The organism is Aeromonas rivuli, assembly GCF_000820045.1.
In the GTDB taxonomy this organism is placed as follows: domain Bacteria; phylum Pseudomonadota; class Gammaproteobacteria; order Enterobacterales; family Aeromonadaceae; genus Aeromonas; species Aeromonas rivuli.
This window is the reverse complement of record NZ_CDBJ01000042.1, coordinates 99,464-116,024: the sequence shown is the minus strand read 5'-3', so window position 1 is coordinate 116,024 and position 16,561 is coordinate 99,464. Positions and strand designations below refer to the sequence as shown.

The window sequence follows — 16,561 nt, the reverse complement described above, 5'->3', positions numbered from 1 at the left end:
CTGCGCCGTCATGACACCGCCTCCGCCAGACGCACCAGCCAGTGGTTGAACAGTGCGCAGGGTGAGGCATGGGCCTTGAGATCCCGCAGGGTCAGCGGCTGGTGATCCGCCGCAAAGGCCCGATTCAGCGCCGCCAGCAGGGCGAGCTGCTGCACCGAATCCACCCCGAGCCCGGTCAGGCTCTGCTGCCAGCTCGCCCCCTCGCCACAGTGTTGCTGCCACAGGGCCAGCAGACAACGGGCCTGGGGATCCTGGGCCAAGGCATCGACCGGACAGGCCTCGCGCTGCGCAGGGGCCAGACTCGGAGCCGCTGCACGGGCCGCCTCGACGCCCGCCAAACGAGCGGGCTCGGTCAGGGAGGCCTGTGCCAGCCACGCCAGCTCCGCCATCCACTGCCCCAGGACCGCCTCGGCGCGTTCACGCCCTATCAGCTCGCCATCGTACTCGAAACGCAGATTGAGTTGCCCGCCACGGGCATTCACCACCAGGGAGAGCGGCAGCTCCACCTTCTCGACCACACTGCCAAAGTGCGGCATCAGCTGATGGGGCTCCAGCGTCCGGGGCCGCGCCGGCATGGGGTAGTTTTCGAACACGAACAGGCTCTGGAACAGACGACCCCGGCCCTTGGTCAGGGCGGCGAGGGATTGGGTGCCGTGCTGGTTGAGGGCCAGCGAGTCCCGCTGCAGCTGCGCGATGTGCTGCCCGAGGCTCGCCTCGGTGCGCCAATCCAGGGCGAGCGGCAGGCTGTTGATATAGAGCCCGACGCTGTCGGTGATCCCCTCGATGGGGAAGTCCCGGCCCGGGGTCACGTTGCCGACCAGGGTGACCTCGTCGCCGCACTGGCGAGCGAGCAGCCGATGCCAGGCATACTGGGCCAACAGCCCGGCGGTCACGCCGAGCTCGCGGGCCCGACTTTCCAGCTGGGTAGAGACGCCTGATGCCAGGGTCTGGCCGCAGACCGCCGGCCTGTGCTGGGTCAGGTGCGGCTCCAGTGCCACCCCGAACAGGGCGGAGAGATCGTTGGGCCGTGCCAGCAAGTGGGCGCGCCCCTGCCAATAGGCCTCATGCTCGGCTCTGTGACTGACGATATGGCGGCCGAATTCGAGCCAGGCCCGGTCCGGACTTGGCTGCGGCAGCCGCTCGTGAAGCTCGCCCTGCTGCATCCCCTGTTGATAGTGACGATGCAGGCTACCCAGCAGCACAGGGCCGCTCCAGCCATCCAGCACCCCATGGTGAGCGCTCAGGATCACCCTGTGGTGGTCGGGGGCCAGTTTGAAGCAGGCGATGCGCAGCAGCGGGGCCTTGTCCAGCGCAATGGGCCGGGCCAAGTCCTGCTGGCGATAGGCCGCGACACGCGCCTCGGCCTGCACGTCGCCAGACAAGTCCTCATAGTGGAACGGCAGCTCGGCGTGGCGCAGGATGCGCTGCAGGGCAACGCCCTCCTCCACCAGCAAGGCGGCGCGCAGCACGGGCCAGCGGGCGAGCTGCCCCTGCCAGGCGGCCTGGTAGACAGTCACATCCAGCCCCTGGTGATAGTCCATCTCGGTCTGCAGGTGGTAGGCGCTATCTCTGGGGGCCAGCGCCCTGTGATAGACCATGCTCTCCTGCAAAGAGGTCATGGGCAGCAGGGTCTCGACCTCGCCCCCTGCCAGCCGCGGATCCAGTACCCGATCCAGCGCAGTCTGGCAGAGCGGCAGCCCGGGGAAGTCACTCGGGGTGTGGCGCGGCGGCTGCACCGCGCAGCAAGCCTCGACCAGCGCCGTCAGATTGGCCGCCAGGGCCGTCATCAGGGCGTCGCTCGCCCCTTGGTTGAGGGCACCGACCTGACGCAGGGTGAGGCAACCGCCGTAGACACCGCCGTGCAAACTGATGAGCTCGCGCGGCAGGTTCTGTGGCGCCGAGGGTTGGCCCGGCGCGATGGGCAATGGCTGCCAGGGGGCAGGCGTGCCTCTGTGGGAGACCCCCAGATAGTTGAAGACGATGGCAGATTGCGGCAAGGCGTGGGGCAACCCCTCACCACGAGAGTGGTGCAGGCCCAGGGCGTTGAAGCCCACCCCCTTGTCCGGCACCGCCCGCAGCCGCTCCTTGGTATCGCACACCAGATCCCCCCAGTTGCCCTGGTTGGCCAGCGCCAGCGGATAGGTGCTGGTAAACCAGCCGAGGGTGCGGCTCACATCCAGTCGCGGATCGATAGCTTCACGGCCGTGCCCCTCCAGCATCACGCACTGCTTGGCGCCGTAGCCGAGATCGCAGAGGGTGCGGGTCAGGGCCGCCAGCAGCAAGTCCGGCACCTGGGTGAAGTGAGCCCGATTGGCCTCATCAATGAGGCGAGCCGTAGTATTTTCATCCAGGCGCAGCAGGCTGGCGGCTGCGCGGCCATCCGGGGCGCGCTGCGCCTCCAGCAGCCGCTGATCCATACCTTCCCCCTGGGCCTGCCAGAATGCCAACTGCTGCTCTTCACGCAAGGCATAGGCCTTGAGCCCCTCGCCCCACTGGCGGTAGCTGCTGCCCTTGGGCGCCAGTTCTCTGCCCTCGGCGAGACGCACCAGATCTTCGGCCAGGATGCGCCAGGAGACGGCATCGATGACCAGATGGTGGAAGGCGATAAAGAGCCCTTCAACCGGCGCTGCATCCGCCTCGCTCGCGAGATTGCAAAGCCGGGCCCAGGCCAGGGTCTGGCCGAGCTCGGGCTGGAAGGAGCCCTGCCATCGGGTCAGACGAGCCTGCAGCCCAGCCTCATCCAGTCCGGCCGCGTCCAGCACATGTAGGGGGGGCAGCGCCAGTTCGGGCAGATAGCGTTGGCCTGTCTCGGTCACGGCCAGACGCAGGGCGTCATGGTGAGCAGTCAGGGTATTCATCCAGCCAGTCAGGGCGGCGTCGTCGATACCGGCGGGCAGGCGCAGGATCACCCCCTGGTTCCAGTGACCGGACTTGGCGAAGCCCTGCTCGAAGAACCAGTGCTGGATCGGGTGCAGGGGGAATGTCCCCTCGAGCACGCCCTGCTCCGTCAGGTGGTTGACGACTTGCTGTTGACCGAGCTGGCGGCAGAGGCGGCGCACCGTCTTGGCCTCGAACACATCTTTCACGCTGCAGTGCAGCCCGGCATCCCGCAGCCGGGTGGTGAGCTGGATGCTGAGGATGGAATCCCCGCCGAGACGGAAGAAGTCATCCTCGACCCCGAGGGGCTGCTTGAGCACCCCCTGCCAGATGGCGAGCACCCTCTGCTCCAACTCGCCCTGGGGCTCGGCCTTGCTCTGCTGCCAGTCGATGGCAGGCAGGCGGCGCAGGTCCAGCTTGCCGTTGGGAGTGAGCGGCATCTCAGGCAACCAACAGAGCTTCACCGGCACCATGTATTCCGGCAGCTGTTCACCGGCCCGTTGCAGCAACGCCTCGCCATCTGGCTGCGTAGCGCCTGACTGCAAACAGGCATAGGCCAGCAGGCGACCCTGTTGCACCACCACCTTGATCTGGCGGATGGCGGGCTCCAACGCCGCAATCTGGGTTTCTATCTCCCCCGGCTCGATGCGATAGCCGCGCAGCTTGATCTGCTCGTCCAGTCGGCCCAGATAGCTGACATTGCCATCGCGGCGCAGCAGGGCACGATCGCCGGTGCGATAGAGGCGATAAGTCTGACCATCAAGAGTGAGCTCGACGAAGGCCTCATTGGTACGCTCCGGCAAGTTGAGGTAGCCACGGGCCAGGCCGAGCCCGGCCAGGCAGAGCTCGCCGGGTACCCCGACCGGGCAGGGGTTGCCTGCCTCGTCCAGGATCAGCGCTTTTAAATTGCTGATGGGCTGGCCTATGGTGATGGGCGCCCCCGGGCTGAGCCGCGCGCAGAGCGCCGTGACGGTGCACTCGGTCGGGCCGTACATGTTGTAGAGCGCCACCCTGTCTCCCCAGCGCTCCACCAGGCTGCTCGGGCAGGCTTCGCCGCCAAAGCCGATGGCCTTGAGGGAGCCGAGATCCGCTGGCGGCAGCAGATTGGCCAGCAGGGCGGTGGGCAATATCATATGGCTGGCGCCGCACGCCATGGCCCCATCGATCACCCCCTCCCCCGGCTCGCCGAAGTGCAGGGCCGCGCCGCAAGAGAGCGGCAGCAAGCTGGTCATGTTGCCCGCATCGAACGAGAGGGACATGCAGTTGAACATGGCGCCGTCCTGATCGAGATCGATGCGCGCCCCGTGATCCCCCATCAGGTTGACCAGGCTGCCCTGCTCCACCATGACCCCCTTGGGCAGACCTGTGGAGCCCGAGGTGTAGATGATCTGGGCCAGCATGGCGGCATCCCGGGGGATGGCGGGGGCGCTGGTCGGCAGCCCATCCAGCGCCAGCCGGTGCAGGTTGTGGTAACCGGCAGCCGTGCCCGCCAGCGCCTCCCCAAGCCGCGCATCCGGTTCCCCCCCTAGCACCAGCGCGATGCCAGCGTCGCTCAGGATATGGGCCAGCCGCTCGGCAGGATAGGCGGGATCGAGCGGCACATAGGCCGCCCCCACCTTCCAGCAGGCGAGCAGGGCGATGACGAAGGCCGCGTCCCGCCTGGCCTGAATGCCGATGGCGGCGCCCGGGTTTACCCCCTGGGCCTGCAGCCAGTGGGCCAGCCGGTTGGCGCGCTCTTCCAGCTCGCCGTAACTCAGGGCACCCTCGCCGTCACTCACCGCCAGGGCGTCTGGACGGGACGCTGCGCAACGTTCGAACTGGCAGAGCAGGGTGTCGCGGCTGGGGTAGTCCTGCGGCAGGCTGGCCAGCTCGGCGGCGAGCGCGGCACTGTCTGTACCCGCTTCCAGGGGCAGTTGCCAGATATCGGTCTCCGGGGCCGCCACCACGGCGCGCATCAAATGCAGCAGGCGATCGGCGTAAGACTCGATGGTGGCGCGCTCGAACAGGGCGGTGGCAAACAGCCAGTCCACCCTGACGGAATCCATAAGCTCGGTCACCTTGACCGAGATGTCGGTCTTGGCGGGCAGCACCGGCGAGGTCTCCTCCAGCAGCTGACAGCCGGGGATGAGATCGTTGAAATCCACCTTGGCCTGATAGACCAGCATGATCTGGAAGATGGGGTTGATGGCGGTGGTGCGATCGGCGCCTATTGCCTCGGCCAGCGCCTCGAAGCGGTAGAGCTGGTGATCGAAGGCCGCCAGATCCTCCTCCCGGCACTGCTGCAGATAGTCGATAAAGCTGGGCTTACCGCTGAGTTGAGTGCGCAGTACCAGGGTATTGACGAAGAAGCCCACCAGAGACTCGATTTCGTGGCGCTCGCGGTAGGCGAGCGGGGTGCCGATGACGACTTCCTTCTCGCCACTCTGGCGCACCATCAGCAGGGCGAACAGGGCGTGCAGACCGATAAAATTCGAGGTGCTATGGCGCTGGCAGAGGCGCTTGAAACTGTCCCACAGGGCGTTGTCTATGGTGGAGAAGACCAGCTCGCCGCCGCTGGCCTGATGGGCCGGGCGCGGCTTGTCCAGCGGCAGGCCATGTACCTCGGGGCTGCCGCCGAGCCTGTCGACCCAAAACGGCTTGAACTCGGCGTGATAATCGAGAAAACGCGGGGAGTTGAACCAACGGGCATAGTCGAGGTAGGTGAGCGGCAACTCGGGCACGCTCAAGGACTCCCGGTTCTGGTGGGCCAGGAAGGCGCGCTTGAGATCGGCGAACATGTTCTTGACCGACCAGCCGTCGGAGATGATGTGGTGCTGGGTGATGAGCAGCACGTGCTCGCGGCTGCCGAGGCGGATCAGGTGCACCCGGCTGAGATCCCCCTGGGTCAGGGAGAAGGGGCGCCCTATCTCTTCGCGCACCCGGCGGGCCACATAGGCCTCGCGCTCGGCAATGGGCTCTGCGCTCACATCCTCTATCTGCAACTTGAAGGGCGTATGGGGCAGGATCTCCTGGGCCCCCCTGCCCGCCTCGTCCTTGACGAAGCGGGTACGCATGCTGGGGTGGCGGGCAAACAGGTGATCGAAGGCAAACTCCAGGGCGGCCGTGTCCAGCTCGCCACTGACCCGAAAATAGACCGGCATGTTGTAGAGGTGGGAGGCCTCTTCGTACTGCTCGATAAACCAGAGTCCGCTCTGGGAGGAGGAGAGCGGCCCCTGCTGGGCGCCTTTCGTTTCAATCTGGGCAAGGATGGGGGCCTCGAAGGCGGCGCGGGCCGCCAGGCAGCGCACCAGCTCATCCTTGTGCGCCTTGATGAGGGCGCCGATGGCCGGGGTCACCGCCTCCTTGCTCGACTGGGAGATGAGCTGGCCCTTGTCATTCAGGGCCAGCTTGACCCCCTGCCGCTCCAGCTGTTTCAACAGCAAAATCATATTGTTCATCTGTTTCTCAAGCCTCAGGCACTCAAGGTGGCGCCGCCATCGACGACCAGATCCTGCAGGGTGATGTGGCTGGCCAAGTCCGAGGCCAGGAAGAGGACGGTATTGGCAACCTCGCGCGGGGTGGCGATCTTGTTGAGCGGAATACCGAGCTTGAACTGGGTCGGCAGCCCGGCAATGGTACGCGCCATGGCCCCCTCATCCGGTAGCATGCCGCGCAACATCTCGGTATCCGTCGAGCCCGGTGACACCAGGTTGACCCGCACCCCGAAGGGCGCCAGCTCCAGCCCGACCGTCTGGGTCAGGCTGGTGACCGCCGCCTTGGAGGCGCAGTAGGCCGCCATCTGCATCCGTGGCACATGGGCGGCGTTGGAGCCGATGGTGACGATGGCGCCGCGCTGCTGCCCCTTGAAGTGGGGCACCAGGGCCCGCAAGAGATAGAAGACGCCGCTGGCGTTGACCCCTATGCAGTCATCCCAATCGCTGTCGCTCAGGGCTTCGGTGGGGCCCAGACGCAGCACCCCGGCCCCGTTGACCAGCACATCCAGCCCGCCATCGGCCAGCAGGGCGGCGCAGCAGGCATTGACCGCCTGCGAGTCACGGATGTCGAGCGCGCGGATGGTGTAGGGGTAAACGGCATGGGGAAAGTCGCGATCCAGCCCCACCACGCAGGCGCCGGCGGCGACGAACTGCGCCGCCACCTCGCGCCCTATGCCGCGCCCGGCCCCGGTCACCCAGACCCGCTTGCCGGTGAAATCAAAGGCCATCTTTTGCTGCTCCTGCTTCATCACTGTCTCCATCACCACACCATCTCCACGCTCTCTTCGTCTTCAGTCAGCTTGCCGTCGAGGAAGCGGCAGAAGTCGTCAAGGCGCGGGTGATCGAACACGTCGGAGACCTTGACCTGCACCCCGAATTCGGCGCCGAGCCGGTTCACTATCTGTATGGTCTGCAGGGACTGGCCCCCCAGCTCGAAGAAGTTGTCCGCAGGCGCCATGGTGGCGAGCCCCAGGATCTGCTGCCAGATGGCGCCAACCCTGTTCTCGGTCTCGCTGCCCAGGGTCAGGGCTTCCCCGCCCGCCTGGTACTGGGCCAGCAGTGCCTTGCGATCCAGCTTGTTGGAGCCGGTGCGGGGCAGTTGATCAAAGTGGCGATAGTCGGTGGGGATCATGGCGGCGGGCAGCACTTTGGCGAGCTGCCCCTTGATGACCCGGCTGTCGCGCTCGGCCCCGGCCACGAAGGCCACCAGCCGGCGCACATTGCCGATGCTCACCCCCTGCACGCAGGCCTCATCCACCCCGGGCAGCGCCAGCAGCTGGGCTTCCACCTCGCCGGGCTGGATGCGATAGCCGCTTATCTTGAACTCGTTGTCACGGCGCCCCAGGTAGACCAGACGACCGGCCACCCAGCGCACCCGATCGCCGGTGCGATAGACGGGCAGATCCCCCTCACCGATCCTCAGGGTGCCAAAGCTTCCCGTAACGCCGCCCACATAGCCGTTGGCGAGCTGCGGGCCGAGCAGCACCAGCTCCCCCTCCTCGGCGGGTTGCTCCCCTGCCCCCAGAATGAGCGCCTGCATGCCGGGCAGCGGCAGGCCGATGGGCAACTGGGCCTGCGCCGGGTCTTCCCCTTGCAGCTCATGAGTAGTGACCACCACCGTGGTCTCGGTGGGGCCGTAGGTGTTGAACAGGCGCACATCAAGGCGGCCCTGGCGCTGCCACTGGGCCAGCTGCTCGGGGTAGACCGCCTCGCCACCGATGATGACGGTGGCGAGCGATGCCGGAATATGGGCCTGACCCGCCCCCAGCGACACCACCCACTCGTTCCAGAACGCAGTGGGCAGGTCGAGATGGGTGATCCCCTGCTGCTCTATCCCGGCCACGAAGGCGGGAATGGATTCGAGCAGGGCGTCGGTGCGCAGTACCAGGGTCGCACCGGCGCTCAGGGTGGCAAACACCTCCTCGATGCTGGCGTCGAAGTTGAAGGGGGCGAATTGCAGCATCCGCGCGCCTTCATCCAGGTGATAACGGCAGCGGGCGGCGGCGGCGAAGTGATCCAGGGCGCCATGGCTGATGGCCACCCCCTTGGGTAGACCTGTGGAGCCGGAGGTGAACATCAGATAGGCCAGGGCGTTGCCGCTGGCGGGTTGGCAGAGGCGATCCGCGCTCACCAGATCCCCAACCAAGAGCGTGCGGCCTTCAAACAGGCTGGCCAGCTTGTGGCGATACTCGGCCTGGGTGATGAGCGTCTTGACCTCCCCCAGCCGCAGGATATGGCCCTGGCGCTCCAGGGGCTGCTCGGGATCCAGCGGCACATAGACGGCGCCGGCCAGCAGCACCGCCAGCTGGGCGAAGATGGCCTGGGGAGAGCGAGAGAGCATGACGCCGACCCGCTCCCCCGGCTGCACACCGGCAGCCTGCAAGGCTGCGGCCATCTGCTCGCAGCGGGTCAGCAGCCCTTCGTAGCTAAAGCGGGCCTCTCCCTGCTCCAGCGCTATCTTGCCCGGGGTGTGCGCCGCGAAGTGACAGAGCGCGTCCAGCACCGGCTGCACCTTGAGCTGCTCGTGGGCAGGGCCGCAGATAAGGGCCCCCTGACGCTGCTCGGCCAGCCAGTCGGCCTTGAGGGTGCCCAGGGTCAGGGCGGGCTGGGCCAGCCAGCGGCCCAGCAGGGTGAACAGGGTATCGGCGATGGCCGCCAGATCGGTCTGCTGGTAGCAGCCGGGGTTGGCATCCAGATCCAGTCTGGGCTGGCCATCGACGCCGACCTGGATTTCGATGGTAAGATCCTCCACCGGCCCGGCGCTGATGTTGAGGATATGGGCACTGAGCGGCCCGAAGCGGCGGGCATGATCGAACGGCATGATGTTGACCAGAGGGCCAAACAGCCGCTTGTCGCCCCCCACCAGACCAAGGTCGCGGCGCAGCAGCTCGTAGCGATAGTGTTGATGCTTGCGCACCCCGCGCTTGGCCTTGGCCACGGCGCCGGCCGCCCCCGCCAGATCGCTCTCATCATTGAGTGCCAGCGCCAGAGGAGTGATGTTCATCTGCATGCAGGGCACGGTCAGGGAGGCCGAGCCAATGCGGTTCATCATCATCAGGCCGAGCAGGGTCTCGCGCTGGCCGCTCGAAAGCGACAACTGGGCCGAGAGCCCGGCCAGCAGCAGATCGGGCCAACCCAGCTTGTGGTCATCGGCAAAGCGCACCAGGGTCTGCCACAGATCGGCCGGCAGCAGGCGGCTCTCGCGGATAAATTCGGCGGCGATGGGGGCGCGAGCCTCGCCAAAGGACTTCACCTCGGGCCAAGCCTGCAATTGCTCCTGCCAGAAGCTGCGGGCGGCGGCGTTCTTGCCACTCTGCTCGCGGGTCAGCTCCTCGACCATCACCTCGGCCAAACCGCCAAAGGGAGAAGGAGAGCACAAGGCCCCCTGCAACCCCTCGCCATACAGCTCGGCGATGCGCTGGAACAGCAGGGTGGTGCCAAAGCCGTCCAGCGCGATGTGATGCACGCAGCTGTAGAGGAAGTCGCGGCCGGGGCCACGCAGCAGGGCGAAGCGGCAGGGTGCCTGGCTCGTCAGCTCGAACGGACGGCGCAGATCCGCCCAGGCCCAGGCGCGGGCGGCGGCCTCGTCGTCACTCGCAAGGTTCACCTCGCCATAGGCGAGCGGTGCCTCGTGGGAGACGAAGCAGACCGCCTCCCCGTTCTGCTCGAAGTGGCCCTTGAGGGCCTCGCACTCGCCCACAGCCCGGGTGAGCGCGGCCACCAGCAGGTTGCCATCGACCTTGCCATCGAAGGCGATGCACTCGGCGGTGTTGAACATCGCCTTGTCATCATTGAGCAGATGACCGGACCAGAGCCCCTGCTGGGGTATGGTCAGCGGAAAGCGACTCATGGGGTCACCTCCAGGTTTTTTTGCTCAGCCAGCTTAGCCTCCACCAGGCGCCACCAGCCATTGAGGGTCGGCAGCTTGGCCAAGTCCACGAAGCCGAGCTCCACCCCGGCGGCGCGCCACTCGGTGAGCAGGCCCATGATGCGCACCGAATCCAGGCCGTAGTCGATGAGGTTCTCGTCCGGGTCAAACTCCCCTTCGTCCTCGTCGATATGGCTCAGCAGTCTGGCCTTGAGCCCGTCATAGCTCAGCAAGGGATTGGTCTGGGCGGCGGAAGCTGGTGCCAGCGCCAGCACCTCCTCGCAGGGGATCACCTTGCCGCAGCGGGTCGCCACATAGTCCAGCGCCATCTGGTGATCGGCCAGGGAGAAATCCGCGATCCCGTCTGCCAGGAAGAAGGGCTGGATGTCGCGCATGAAGGCGTCGCAGGCGGTCATCATGCAGCCGATATGACCGTAGATGCCGCCGATGATGAGCTGATCCCGGCCTTGGGCCTTGAGCATCTGCTCGAACTCGGAGCGCTGGAAGGCGCTGTAGCGCCACTTGACCAGCACTGTGTCGTCAGGCTCCGGGCGCAGTGCTGCCACCACCTGCTGCAGCTCGGGGCTCTTGTTCAGGCCCGGCCCCCACATGTCGTTGAGCAGAGCGCGGTCTTCTGGGGCTTGATCCTTGGGCTGGGCCGTGTAGTAAACCGGAATGCCGAGGGCCTTGCAGTGCAGGCGCACCGCCGCCAGGCGCTCGGTGAGCTCCGCGATCAGCGGGCTGTGCTCGCCATAGAAGGCGGTGAAGTACTCCTGCATGTCGTGGATGAGCAGGGCAGCGCGGCGCGGCTCCAGGGTCCAGCTGACCTTGTTGGCCTTCCATTGGCTGGGCATGGCGTAGTTGTTCAGAGTGGGGATAGCCATAACGTCATGATTCCTTTTAGTTTTAAACTGTGAATGTGCTGTCTGCCTGGCTGCTGGCAAGAGAGTGGGCGATGCGCTCACGCAGCCCCTGCTTGTCGATCTTGCCCACCGCCGTCATGGGCAGGGCCGCGAGGATCTCGAAGCGATCCGGCAATTTGAATTCGGCGACACCGCGCGCGCGCAGAAACTTGCGCAGGGCCAGCGGCTTCAAGGCGGGATCCGTGCTGACGATGAAGGCGCAGCTCTTCTCCCCCATGGCGCTGTCCGGCATGGAGACCAGGGCCGCCTGGGTGATGGCCGGGTGGTGCAGCAGCTGGTTTTCCACCTCTTCCGCCGCTATCTTCTCGCCGCCGCGGTTGATCTGATCCTTCTGCCGCCCCACCACGGTCAGGTAGCCATCGGGGTCTTGCACCACCAGATCCCCGGAGCAGTAGAAGCCCTCGCTATCGAACACCCGGGCGTTATGGGCCGGGCTCTGGTAGTAGCCACGGAAGGTGTAGGGACCGCGGGTGTGCAGGGCGCCGGGCTGGCCCGGGGCGACCGGATTACCCGCCTCATCGAGGATGCGCACCTCGTCATCCGGGCTCATGGGGCTGCCCTGGGTGTGAATTATCTTGTCGTCGGGGTCAGAGAGCCGGGTGTAGTTGACCAGCCCTTCGGCCATGCCAAACACCTGTTGCAGCTGGCAACCGAGCAGCGGGCGGATCTTTCTGGCCACCGCCTCGGCCAGCTTGGCACCGCCCACTTGCAGCAAGGTCAGGCTCTCGAGCTGGCGACGCACGGACGGGTCCGCCTCGGCCGCCTGCAACCAGAGGGAGACCGCGGGCGGCACCAATGAGGTCAGGTTGACCCCGTGACGAGCGATAAGAGGGAAACAGCTCATGGGGCCGGGATCTTGGGCCAGCACCACGGCGCCGCCCGCCTCGAACACCCCCAGGGCGCCGGGGGAGCTTAAGGGGAAGTTGTGGGGGGCCGGCAGGGCGCACAGGTAACGGGTATGGGGGCCGAGGCCACAGATCTCATTGCTGCGGCGCACGCTGTAGAGATAGTCGTCGTGAGTGCGGGGAATGAGCTTGGGGGTGCCGGTGCTGCCACCGGAGAGCTGGAAGAAGGCCACCTCGTCCGCCGGACTCGGGCCATGGGCCGGAGTCTGGGTCGGGCTGACATCCATCTCACCGAGCCAGTGGGCCAATCCCAACGCACCGCCTTCACCATCGAGCAGCACCAGCTCGGCGCCCATGGTTTGCAGCAATTCACCGCTGCGATCTCCGCTTGCAAACAGGGGATGAGCGAGCGAGCCGATAAACAGCCTGGGACGGATCTGCTCGGCGTAAGAGGCCAGCTCCAGCCGATTGTGGCTAAAGAGCGCATTGACCGGGGCTATGCCGACTTTGAGCAGAGCGAAGAACACCTGATAAAACTCGGCCACGTTGGGGAGTTGCACCAGGGCAGTATCGCCGACCCTGAAGCCATGGCGGGCGAGCCGCGCGGCCAGCCGGGTCGAGGCGGTGTCCAGCTCCCGATAGCTGAAGCTGCGCTCGCCGCAGAGGATGGCGACCGCATCGGGGGCCTGCTCGCACTGGCGCGCCAGCATGGCGGTCAGCGGTTCACCCCGCCAATGACCCTTGGCGCGGTACGATTCGGCCAGCTCGGTCGGCCAGCGGGTGTAGGGCAGGAAGCGGTTGGATTGACTCATAACGCCACCTCGGTGCCGAGGCCCAGGGCTTTTAGCATGGTGCCAAGCTTGGTGCCGGTCTCGGCCCACTCCATGGCGGGATCCGAGCCCGCGACTATGCCGGCCCCGGCGAACAGCTCCACATGGTGGCCATCGAGCACGCCGCAGCGGATCACCACGGCCCACTCGCCGTTGCCCTGGCTGTCGCACCAGCCGACGATGCCGCTGAACAGGGCGCGCCTGAAGGGCTCCTGCTCGCGGATGAACTGGCGCGCCAGATCCGTGGGATAACCGCACAGGGCCGGGGTGGGGTGCAGCTGGCAGGCGAGGGAGAGCACCGAGGCCTCTCCCCCATGCAACTGGCCCGCGATGGGGGTGCCCAGATGCCAGAGGGTGTCGGTGCTCATCAATGAGGGTGACGGGGGAATGGTCAGCTCACGGCAGTGAGGGGCCAGCACCCGGCGGATCTCGTCGATCACCAGCCGGTGTTCATGCTGATCCTTGTGGGAGGCCAGTAGCTTGCTCGCCACCGCCTCATCCTGCTCCGGCTCGCCGCCGCGCTTGGCCGAACCGGCCAGCGGATGGGTGAAGACCGCGCCCTCACTGACCCGCAGCAGCAGTTCGGGGCTGGCGCCGATAAGGCGTCGGCCCTGCCCGAGCGGCAAGGAGAAGTGAAAGGCGTTGGGGTTCTGGGCCATCAAGCGGGCCAGCACCTGCTCGGGGTCGGCGGGCTGGCTCAGTTGCAGCGTGAGCTTGCGCGACAGCACCACCTTGGCGAGGGCGCCTTGCGCGAACGCATCGAGGGCCGAACTCACCGAGGCCTGAAACTCGGCGGCGGCGGGGATGCTGCGCACCGAGATGGCCTGGTTAGACACCTGGGGAGAGGGCGCGCTGACCCGGCGCGAGCTGCGCTCAACGCGGCCAGGCACATAGAGGCAGGAGGCCTCGCCAGGATCGAAGGCAAAGGCGCCGATCAACAGCGGGTTGGCCTGGCCTGCGGCCTGCGCTGCCGCCAGGGCCTGGGCTATCTGCCGCTCCAGCCGCGACCATTCACAGGCTGGCGTCCTGATCGGCTGGCCCAGATCATGAGCCCGGATCTCTCCCAGGCTCGACGTAAACAGGATGTCGGGGCGCGCGGCCTGAACCGGCGCACGGGTTTCCATCACAAGAGTATCCATATCACACCCATCTAATACGACTCAAAATGATAATCATTATCAGTTTGTATTTATGCGGCGCTAAAATACTCGCTTTGAAATCCCCAGGTCAATGGAATTTACTCGGGACATAACTGGAACCTTTATACGGGTATAGCCATGCCGGGGGCCGGGTGCGATAAACGGCAGGACGCCTGCCCCTGAGCCAACTCCTTCTTCAATCCGGGGCTGCGACAGAGAATGACCGACTGGCGTCCGGGAAGGGCGCTAAACCGTCAGGCGCGAGCAAGTGGCAACCCATGGCGAGGTGTCAGCCAAATCACACGCTCACAGGCAATTGATAATAATTTTCATTTGCCTGAGAATAAGCGCCATTGTCAGCCAGGAGTCTTCCCATGTCCCAGCCCGTCCCGGTCAATCGTCCCCGTCTGCTCACGGTCAAGGGGGTGCAGGATCTAACCCCTCATATGCGCCGAGTCTGCCTGACAGGCCCCGATCTCGCCGACTACCCCTTCACCTGTGGTGGCGCCCATATCAAGATCATGTTGCCGCAACCCGGGCAGCCCCATGCCGTCTTGCCAACACCCACCCCGCAAGGCCCCCGCTGGGAGGACGCGAGTCAGAAGCCCATCATGCGCACCTTCACCATTCGCGCCTTTCGCCGCGAGGCGCTGGAGCTGGATATCGATTTCGCCCTCCATGGCGAGACAGGCCCGGCCAGCCGGTTCGCCCTCCATGTCAAGCCGGGGGATAGCCTCGCCATCTCGGGCCCCGGTGGCCCCAACCCCATGCTGCAGGTGGCCGATAACTACTACATGGTGGGAGATCTCACCTCCCTGCCCGCCATCTGCGCCATGGCCGAGGTGATGCCAAGCCAGGCCCGGGGACACATAGCCCTGCTGGTGCCCCATGAGCAGGAGATCCAGGATATTGCTCTGCCAGCCGGCGTCAGCCTGCGCTGGTTCATCGGCAGCCCGGATCAGACCGCGGCCCTGGTCAGCCACTTCACCAGCCTGCCCATGACGGGCGAGCAGAGTTACTTCTGGTTCGGTGGTGAGGAGGGCCTGGTCGTGCCCATGCGTCGCCACGTCAGACGCACCCTGGACGTGGATCGCAGCCGCGTCTATGCCGTGCCCTACTGGCGCCATGGTAAAGACGAAGAGGCCTACCACCATGACCGCCACGACGTGATGGACAGCTAATCCTCCATCGGTTCCTGTCAGGGCCCGCGGCGCACCAGCCCGGGCCCTGCTTGTTTCGGCCATCCCCATTCTGCTCTCCCCCCTCGTTAGTGCTTGCATGTCGGGCACAAAACAAGATAATGATAATCACTCTCAATTGAGGCGCTGGATAGCCCATGAGCAGCACCAGATCTGTGTTGTATCCGGCCCCTTCTCTTTCGTTCGCATCACAAGGTAACCCTGATGGCAGTCTTGAACTCGGTAATGCGTGCCTGCGCAGTGGCAGCACTCCCCACCCCGGCCGAACTCTTGGCACAACAACCCTGCCCGGCCCCCATGCAGGCCCGGATAGCACAACATCGTCAGCAGGCCAGCAACATTCTGAGCGGCGCCGACGACCGCCTGCTGGTGGTGATAGGCCCCTGCTCCCTGCACGATCCCGAGGCTGCCCTCGACTATGCCAAACGGCTGGCCCCGCTGGCCGAGCAGTATGGCGATCGTCTGCAGATAGTGATGCGGGCCTACTTCGAAAAACCGCGCACCACTGTCGGCTGGAAAGGGCTGGTATTCGATCCGCACCTGGATGGCAGCCATGATCTCGACCAGGGCCTGCGCCTGGCGCGCCAACTGCTGCTCGACATCGGTGACCTTGGCCTGGCGACAGCGACCGAGTTCCTCGATACCACCAGCTTCCTCTATCTCGCCGACCTCATCAGCTGGGGCGCCATCGGCGCCCGCACCACGGAGTCCCAGGTCCATCGTCAGCTTGCCTCGGCCCTGCCCTGCCCGGTCGGCTTCAAGAATGGCACCGACGGTAATGTCAGGGTTGCCATGGATGCCATTCAGGCAAGTCAGGCCTCTCACCTGTTCACGGCGCCAGGCAGCGAGGGCGGCATGGTCGTGATCCGCAGTGAGGGCAATGAGGCAGGACACATCATCTTGCGGGGTGGCGCCCACCCCAATTACCACAGAGCCGATGTGGAGGCCGCCGCCGCGCAGCTGCGCCAACAGGGGCTCAACGGGCGATTGATGGTCGATTGCAGCCATGGCAACAGCCAGAAGCAGCACAAGAACCAGCTCAGGGTGGCCGAGGCCCTCTGCCATCAGCTGGCCGATGGCAGCCAGGCCATCGCCGCCGTCATGGTCGAGAGCTTCCTGATCGAAGGCAGCCAGGCCCCCGCCCCCTTGAGCGAGCTCACTTACGGCCAGTCGGTGACCGATGCCTGCCTCCACTGGGACGACAGCCTGCGCCTGCTCGCCATGCTGGCCGATGCCGTGTCGGATCGGCGCCGTCAGCACCTGACCCAGAGAGCGCCACAGCCCCAGTGGGATGCCCAGCTAGCCGGATAACCTCGACCGCTGGCACCGCCTTCATTCAGGCGGCGCCAGCCACCCGGCGGCCATTCCCCCTCCCCATCACGACCCCACGCCAGACCCGGCGCAGAT

Annotated in this window: 8 protein-coding genes; 2 read left to right on the top strand and 6 right to left on the bottom strand. The window is 66.0% G+C overall.

From position 1 onward, the window contains the following. Positions 1 to 8: 8 nt before the first annotated feature. The 6 genes from BN1130_RS08355 to BN1130_RS08330 are packed head-to-tail and all read right to left on the bottom strand — an operon-like array spanning position 9 to position 13,955. The gene (locus BN1130_RS08355; protein WP_042041397.1) at positions 9 to 6,314 is read right to left on the bottom strand and encodes a non-ribosomal peptide synthetase; all 6,306 of its coding nucleotides are present in this window, start codon (positions 6,312 to 6,314) and stop codon (positions 9 to 11) included. A 14-nt stretch (positions 6,315 to 6,328) separates the two neighbouring features. Further along, the gene (dhbA, locus tag BN1130_RS08350; RefSeq protein ID WP_042041540.1) at positions 6,329 to 7,078 is read right to left on the bottom strand and encodes a 2,3-dihydro-2,3-dihydroxybenzoate dehydrogenase; all 750 of its coding nucleotides are present in this window, start codon (positions 7,076 to 7,078) and stop codon (positions 6,329 to 6,331) included. A gap of 32 nt (positions 7,079 to 7,110) precedes the next feature. Continuing rightward, a complete protein-coding gene (amoF, locus tag BN1130_RS08345; RefSeq protein WP_042041393.1) occupies positions 7,111 to 10,200 on the bottom strand; it encodes an amonabactin biosynthesis non-ribosomal peptide synthetase AmoF in 3,090 nt (1,029 codons plus the stop codon). Further along, on the bottom strand, positions 10,197 to 11,102 hold the full coding sequence (locus BN1130_RS08340) for an isochorismatase family protein (protein WP_042041391.1): 906 nt from the start codon (positions 11,100 to 11,102) through the stop codon (positions 10,197 to 10,199). The genes amoF and BN1130_RS08340 overlap by 4 nt, the downstream gene beginning before the upstream one ends. Positions 11,103 to 11,124: 22 nt before the next feature. Further along, positions 11,125 to 12,798 (bottom strand): (2,3-dihydroxybenzoyl)adenylate synthase, encoded by a 1,674-nt coding sequence (locus BN1130_RS08335; protein WP_042041389.1) that lies wholly within the window; start codon positions 12,796 to 12,798, stop codon positions 11,125 to 11,127. Beyond that, positions 12,795 to 13,955: an isochorismate synthase gene (locus BN1130_RS08330; RefSeq protein WP_042041388.1), complete on the bottom strand. Its 1,161-nt coding sequence runs from the start codon at positions 13,953 to 13,955 to the stop codon at positions 12,795 to 12,797. The genes BN1130_RS08335 and BN1130_RS08330 overlap by 4 nt, the downstream gene beginning before the upstream one ends. 374 nt (positions 13,956 to 14,329) lie before the next feature. Between BN1130_RS08330 and BN1130_RS08325 the strand changes: the two genes are divergently transcribed. Both BN1130_RS08325 and BN1130_RS08320 read left to right on the top strand, forming a co-directional pair. Then, positions 14,330 to 15,136 (top strand): siderophore-interacting protein, encoded by an 807-nt coding sequence (locus tag BN1130_RS08325; protein ID WP_042041386.1) that lies wholly within the window; start codon positions 14,330 to 14,332, stop codon positions 15,134 to 15,136. Positions 15,137 to 15,358: 222 nt separating this feature from the next. Next, on the top strand, positions 15,359 to 16,465 hold the full coding sequence (locus BN1130_RS08320) for a 3-deoxy-7-phosphoheptulonate synthase (protein ID WP_042041384.1): 1,107 nt from the start codon (positions 15,359 to 15,361) through the stop codon (positions 16,463 to 16,465). Positions 16,466 to 16,561: the final 96 nt, after the last annotated feature.